Genomic DNA, 6,832 nt, shown 5'->3' with positions numbered 1-6,832 from the left:
GAAATATTGTTTGCTATTTAGTTTTAAGCCTAAGCTGATGGGGTTCGAAATCTTTGATTTCGAATCTTTTTGATTTCTGATATCTTTAGATATCAGAGGCAAAAAGACGCTAGTACTTTGTTTGTACTTTCCTTTCCTCTGTTAGGTGGTTCATATTTTTAAATAGTAATTTATGTAGCTAACTAGACTTGCTAGTAGCTACAAGATGCGTCGGCTTGCTGACAAAGTTGCAAGCAACTTTGAAACGCCGCGACGTCTGACCTTCCATCAATTTTGCTTTGCAAAATTGGGATAGGTCATTATGGTGGACCTGAGTAGACTCGAACTACCGACCTCACGCTTATCAGGCGTGCGCTCTAACCACCTGAGCTACAGGTCCAAGCAATTAATAGGTACCAATTAATTTGTTTCTAAAAGTTAGGAAACAACGTATCGTTTCCCTGCTCCGGTTACTGGTGTTTATTCCTCTGCGATTATGGTAACTATGATAGTTACTTGTTTAGAGGCGTAATTTGTCGTTGCTTTGCAACTGACAAATTATGGTAAATCGCTTCGCTAATTTGCCACCCAGTATGCCGGGCTTCCTTAGAAAGGAGGTGATCCAGCCGCACCTTCCGATACGGCTACCTTGTTACGACTTCACCCCAGTTACTGACCCTACCTTCGACTGCTGCGTCCTAATGGTTCGCTCACAGGCTTCGGGTATTGCCAACTTCCATGGTGTGACGGGCGGTGTGTACAAGACCCGGGAACGCATTCACCGCAGCATTCTGATCTGCGATTACTAGCAACTCCAACTTCATGCACTCGAGTTGCAGAGTGCAATCCGAACTGGGACAGGCTTTTTGAGGTTCGCTTGACGTCACCGTCTCGCCGCCCTCTGTACCTGCCATTGTAGCACGTGTGTAGCCCAAGTCATATAGGGCATGATGATTTGACGTCATCCCCACCTTCCTCCGGTTTGTCACCGGCAGTATTGCTAGAGTCCCCAACTTAATGATGGTAACTAGCCATAGGGGTTGCGCTCGTTATGGGACTTAACCCAACATCTCACGACACGAGCTGACGACAACCATGCACCACCTGTATTACAGTTATCCGAAGATATAGTGTCTTATCTCTAAAACACGCCGTAATATGTCAAGACTTGGTAAGGTTCTTCGCGTTGCTTCGAATTAAACCACATGCTCCGCTGCTTGTGCGGGTCCCCGTCAATTCCTTTGAGTTTCACACTTGCGTGCGTACTCCCCAGGCGGAGTGTTTATTGCGTTAGCTGCGGCACCCAGATTTACTCCAGACACCTAACACTCATCGTTTACGGCGTGGACTACCAGGGTATCTAATCCTGTTTGCTACCCACGCTTTCGTACCTCAGCGTCAGATAATGGCCAGAAAGTCGCCTTCGCCACCGGTATTCCTCCTAATATCTGCGCATTTCACCGCTACACTAGGAATTCCACTTTCCCTTCCATCTCTCAAGTTAAACAGTTTTAAAAGCTTACTATAGTTGAGCTATAGCCTTTCACTTCTAACTTTTCTAACCGCCTACGTACCCTTTACGCCCAATGATTCCGGACAACGCTCGGTCCTTACGTATTACCGCGGCTGCTGGCACGTAATTAGCCGGACCTTATTCGTATAGTACTGTCATTTTCTTCCTATACAAAAGATTTTTACAACCCGAAGGCCTTCTAAATCACGCGGCGTCGCTGCATCAGGGTTGCCCCCATTGTGCAAAATTCCCCACTGCTGCCTCCCGTAGGAGTCTGGGCCGTGTCTCAGTCCCAATGTGGCCGTACACTCTCTCAAGCCGGCTACTGATCGTTGCCTTGGTGGGCTGTTATCTCACCAACTAGCTAATCAGACGCAAGTCCATCTTACACCGCTAAAACACTTTGACTATCTTTTCATGCGATAAGATAGTTTCATAGGGTATTATTCTCCGTTTCCAGAGGCTATCCCCTTGTGTAAGGCAGGTTACTCACGCGTTACTCACCCGTTCGCCACTAATTCACTTAAGTTCATTCCGAAGAAATCTTTTAAGTTTCATCGTTCGACTTGCATGTGTTATGCACGCCGCCAGCGTTAATCCTGAGCCAGGATCAAACTCTCATGAAAAATTTATATGAAAGCCATTCTCGGCCGTTCCGTCCTGCGACCACTCCGTGGAGGGTTCTCTTTGGGCCGGACGGGCCTGTTCTTTGATTCAAGCTCTTCTCATTTACACTGATCTAAATCAATGCGTGATTTAAATTTGTCCGTTTATTGTATAAACGTTCATTGTTAAGGTTACTCAAATTAATTGCTTAAAGTTTAATTACTATTTAAATGTAGATAGTTTATTTTAACTATCTGGTTCATTGTCGCTTGTTAACGACAAGATATATAATACCATGGTATTTTTATCTTGTCAATACTTTTTTTAATATTTTTTATAAAAAAAGATGCACACATGTGCACCTTTATATTTTTTAGCTGAGATTCGGCTTATCATTAAGGTTTATATGACAATAGCCTCTTGGATTTTTGTCTAAGTAATCTTGGTGATAGTCTTCTGCTATTATAAAATTTTTAAGTTCTTCTACTTCAACTCTTATTTCTTTGTCAGCCTTGTTTTGTTTACTTTTAATAAATTCTTTTGTCTTTGCTATATCCTTGCTATCTTTTGAGTAGACTCCTGTTCTATATTGGCGACCTATATCATTTCCTTGTCTATTTACTGAAAATGGATCTATTATATAGTAGAGATATTCCAAAAGCTTTTCTAAGCTTATAATCTCATCATCGTATTTGATATAAACTGTTTCTGCATGGTCAGTTAGGGCAACTTTTTGATAGTTGGTTTCTTCGCTTCTGCCATTTGCATAGCCTACTTCTGTATCAACTACACCTTCTACTTGTTTAAAATAGGCTTCTACTCCCCAAAAACATCCGCCCGCTAGATATATTTCTTTTATCATCATGTCTCCTTTAAATAGTCTGTTCTCTTTGTTCCTCTTATCCTAAATTTTTTCATTGATGTTGATAGGGAACTTGCTAATAGTACTCCAAAGGCTAAAGCTCCCGCTATTGCTACTGATTTGTAAAAACTTGCTATAGCATTTTGGCTTTGATTATTTATAAAAAATCTCATGGTATTATATATTGCTTCTCCCGGACAAAGGTTGATTACTCCAGGGATTATAAATATCGAGGCTGGGAATTTGAACTTCCTGGCTTGGATTTCAGATATACTAGATATGACTAGGGCTGATAGAAAGCTTGCTACATATATACTTGATGTTGTGTTTAGAACAAGCTTATAGATTATCCATCCTATACCACCATTTATTCCAGAAACTAAAAGTGCTCTTTTGGGCATTGAAAACACAAGGCCAAAACCTATTGATGATAATATACTAACTACAAATTCAATTAAATATCTCATTTATTTCACCAATCCTAATAATCCAATTGGAACAGCTACTCCTAGGGCAAGAGCTGTAGATATTAATATTGCCATAACAGAGCCAGTCATTCCACTTGTGGCATCTCCACTCATAAGGTCTCTAACAGCATTTGTAATCATAATTCCAGGTACAAAAGCCATCATAGAACTTATTATAACAACGTCTATACTTATAGGTAAAAAAAAGTTTATGATTATACTAAGTAGCGAAACAAATATCCCATAGAAAAAATGTACAACAAAGTAATTTAGCTTATTTTTTTCTAGGATCAAGGAGAATTCATACCCTAAAAACCCAACAATAAATGACGATATAATTTCTGCCATTCCTGCTCCAAGTAGGATTGAATAAGCCCCTGCTGCTACAGTTGCTCCAAGCACTTTTAATGAGACTTTGGTTCCTTCAGACTTTTTTATATTTTTAATTTCTAGCAATGCCTCATCTAAAGAGTACATTCCCTTAGAGAAATCCCTAGAAAAAGTGTTTACTTTGTCTACATAGTGCAAATTATTAGACCTAGTTTTTACCCTTCTCATATTGGAATGAATTTCTCCCTTATATGAAAAGGAAATAATTATTACATTAAAAGAAGAAAAAACATCCACATCTCTTATAGATTCTTGTGATCTTAATATGCGTTCAACTGTATCTTCAACTCTATAAATCTCTGCTCCATTTGCTAACATGATAGCGCCTGCTTCTGCAGCCATCTCCGAAAGGATCACAGCATCATGCATTGAAGTTATATTTTCTGATGTCATAAGCCTTCCTTTACATATAATTTTGCTTGTATTTTTTAATATTATCTTCTGTTAAAAATTCGTAAGCATCGTTAACTTTAGTAAATTTCTCTGTCGCATCTGGGTTTTTATTGATATCTGGGTGATATTTTTTAGCTAATTTCCTATAATTTAACTTAACTTGGTAGATATCAGTGTCATAAGCAAGTCCCAGGGTATTGCAAGCCCTCTCATACTTTTCCTTAAATCCAATATCATTTACTCCATTAAAGCCACCATAACCTTGATTGTAGTTTTGATTTGTGTTTTGGTAGTAGGTTCTAGAGTAGCCACCAAAATTTCTAACAAATTCTTCAAATCTACGGTTCATCTCTTCTTGTTGACGACGAGCTGCTTCTTCTTGGGCACGTCTTCTTGCTTGTTCTTGCTCATATTTATACTTATTGGAATAGTCAGATATACTTTCATAACCAACTTTTTTGCCTGTAATCATTGAATCCGCCCTATCATACATCCACTCTGTAAGTGTGTAGTTCAAATATCTTAGTAAGGATATAAACTTTGGTCCGAGAATAGGTATAAATATTACCGCAAATATGAAGTAAGTGACGTTTTTGGGAAGCATAAGGGGAATTATTGGAAATATAAATATAGTGGAACACCCAATAATAAAAATCCCAAATAGTAATTGCCTAATGCCTTCAAAAGTAACAACGATTACATTCATAATGTTGATCAAAACATTAAAAACAGTTCCAAGTCCTGTGGCTAAGCCATGTATAATTTTTCCTAGTACTTTCATAGTAAAATCTCCATTCAGTTTGATTATATCAAAGATTCTATGTTTTAGTAAATTATTATAAGTTAATTTTAGCCAAATAATTCTTCGTTGTTACTATTATATAGATTATAATAGATGCCTTTCTTTTCAAGTAGGTCTTTGTGACTGCCACGTTCGACTATTCCATCGTAAGTTAAAACTAAGATTTCATCAGCATTTTTAATAGTAGAAAGTCTATGGGCAATAGTTATGGTAGTTCTGCCCTTGGATAGAAGTTCTAGTGATTTTTGGACAATAGCCTCACTCTTATTGTCAAGGGCACTTGTTGCCTCGTCAAGTATGAGGATTGGTGGATTTTTAAGAAATACTCTAGCTATAGAAATTCTTTGTTTTTGACCACCAGAAAGTTTTACTCCACGTTCACCTATGTGAGTGTCATAACCATAAGGTAAGTCTTTGATAAATTCGGTGGCTCCAGCAAGTTCTGCTGCTCTTTCTATTTCCTCGTCTGTGGCATCTTCCTTGCCATATCGGATATTTTCTTTGACAGTTCCACCAAATAGATACACATCTTGTTGGACAATTCCTATATTATCTCTTAAAGATTCTAAGGTTAAATCTCTGATGTCCTTGCCATCAAGGGTTATTGATCCTTTTTCTATATCATAAAATCTAGGAATCAGTTTGGAAATGGTAGTTTTTCCTGCACCAGATGGACCTACTAGGGCAATATTTTCCCCTACATCCACAGCAAAGTTGATATCTTCAAGTACATACGGTTCGTTTTCTGTTGTCTCTGGATATTTGAAATAAACATTTTTAAATTCTATTTCTCCACGCACATCTTTCAACTCTTCTGCACTATCGTGGTCATATATATTGTTTTTCAAATCCATGACCTCAACAAATCTTTCAATGCCAGTAGATCCTGCTTGGTAAACATCCGTAAAGTTTATGAGCCTTTCTATAGTTGCTATTAACATATTTAAATACATGGTAAAGGCAACGAGGTCTCCTGGGCTTATATAATCATTTACTACAAACATTCCGCCGACAAATATCAATATGGCGTACATAAATCCAGCAAAGGCTTCATTAATCATGAAGAAACCTGCCATGTCAAAATATCTATCTTTTTTGATATCGACAAATTTATCGTTGTTACTCTTAAACTTATCCTTTTCTATTTCTTCATTGGCAAAAGATTTGACAACTGATATTCCAAGCAAAGTATCCTCTACTCCTGAGTTTATCTCTCCTATTTGCCTTTTTACATTTAGTGTGGCTTTCCTAAAGTCTCTACGTTTGTTGCCAGAAACCACGAACATTATTGGAATAATTGCATAGATTATAAGGGCAAGTTTCCAATTGATGGTTAGTAAAACTATAAAAGATAAAACTAATTTAATTACTCCAACCAAAATTTCTTCTGGAACGTGGTGGGAAAACTCTGTTATGTCAAATAGGTCTGTAGTAAGCCTACTCATCAGTGGATCCAATGCGAGCTTCATTGAAAAACTCTGTATCCATGGTCAAGAGATGGTTAAATACATCTTTTCTCATGTCACGTTCAATCTTAGCTCCCATTATATGACCCAAGGATTGCATAAAGTATCTTGCAGCAACCTCAACTATCTTTGTTATCACAAAAATAATACCGACCTTAACTACCCTATGTGCATCAAGCAGACCCACTTGGGCCCAATCTGTTAAATAAGATAGTAAAAGTGGTAAAACCAGTCCTGAGACTGTTGTTAAAGCAGATGCAAAAAGATCTGCTGCTAATATTTTTTTGTAAGGTCTATAATAAGGTAAGAATCTCTTAATTAAATATTTATTAGAATATGATTTTTCCTTCATTT

4 protein-coding genes, 1 tRNA gene, 1 rRNA gene and 1 pseudogene are annotated in these 6,832 nt (G+C 37.7%); all 7 read right to left on the bottom strand.

The genetic code is table 11. The annotated features are described in order from the left end of the window. Nucleotides 1–302: 302 nt before the first annotated feature. A tRNA-Ile gene (locus BN38_RS08650) sits at nt 303–379 on the bottom strand. 210 nt (nt 380–589) lie between these two features. Next, nucleotides 590–2,118, bottom strand: a 16S ribosomal RNA gene (locus BN38_RS08645). Nucleotides 2,119–2,471: 353 nt separating this feature from the next. Next, nucleotides 2,472–2,960, bottom strand: coding sequence for a peptide-methionine (S)-S-oxide reductase MsrA (gene msrA, locus BN38_RS08640; RefSeq protein ID WP_044566948.1), 489 nt, complete (start codon nt 2,958–2,960; stop codon nt 2,472–2,474). After that, nucleotides 2,960–3,427, bottom strand: coding sequence for a threonine/serine exporter family protein (locus tag BN38_RS08635; RefSeq protein WP_044566946.1), 468 nt, complete (start codon nt 3,425–3,427; stop codon nt 2,960–2,962). Before BN38_RS08635 ends, msrA begins: the two co-directional genes overlap by 1 nt. Next, nucleotides 3,428–4,210, bottom strand: a complete 783-nt coding sequence (locus BN38_RS08630; protein ID WP_049944483.1) for a threonine/serine exporter family protein — start codon at nt 4,208–4,210, stop codon at nt 3,428–3,430. A 10-nt stretch (nt 4,211–4,220) separates the two neighbouring features. Beyond that, nucleotides 4,221–4,991 carry a DnaJ domain-containing protein gene (locus BN38_RS08625; protein WP_044566944.1) on the bottom strand — a complete coding sequence of 257 codons (771 nt, stop codon included), beginning with the start codon at nt 4,989–4,991 and terminating at the stop codon, nt 4,221–4,223. Between the two features lie 68 nt (nt 4,992–5,059). Then, a pseudogene (locus tag BN38_RS08620) lies at nt 5,060–6,830 on the bottom strand (ABC transporter ATP-binding protein). Between the last annotated feature and the right edge of the window lie 2 nt (nt 6,831–6,832).

It is taken from the genome of Anaerococcus provencensis (genome assembly GCF_000312365.2).
Taxonomy (GTDB): domain Bacteria; phylum Bacillota; class Clostridia; order Tissierellales; family Peptoniphilaceae; genus Anaerococcus; species Anaerococcus provencensis.
This window is presented reverse-complemented; position numbering and strand designations above follow the sequence as displayed.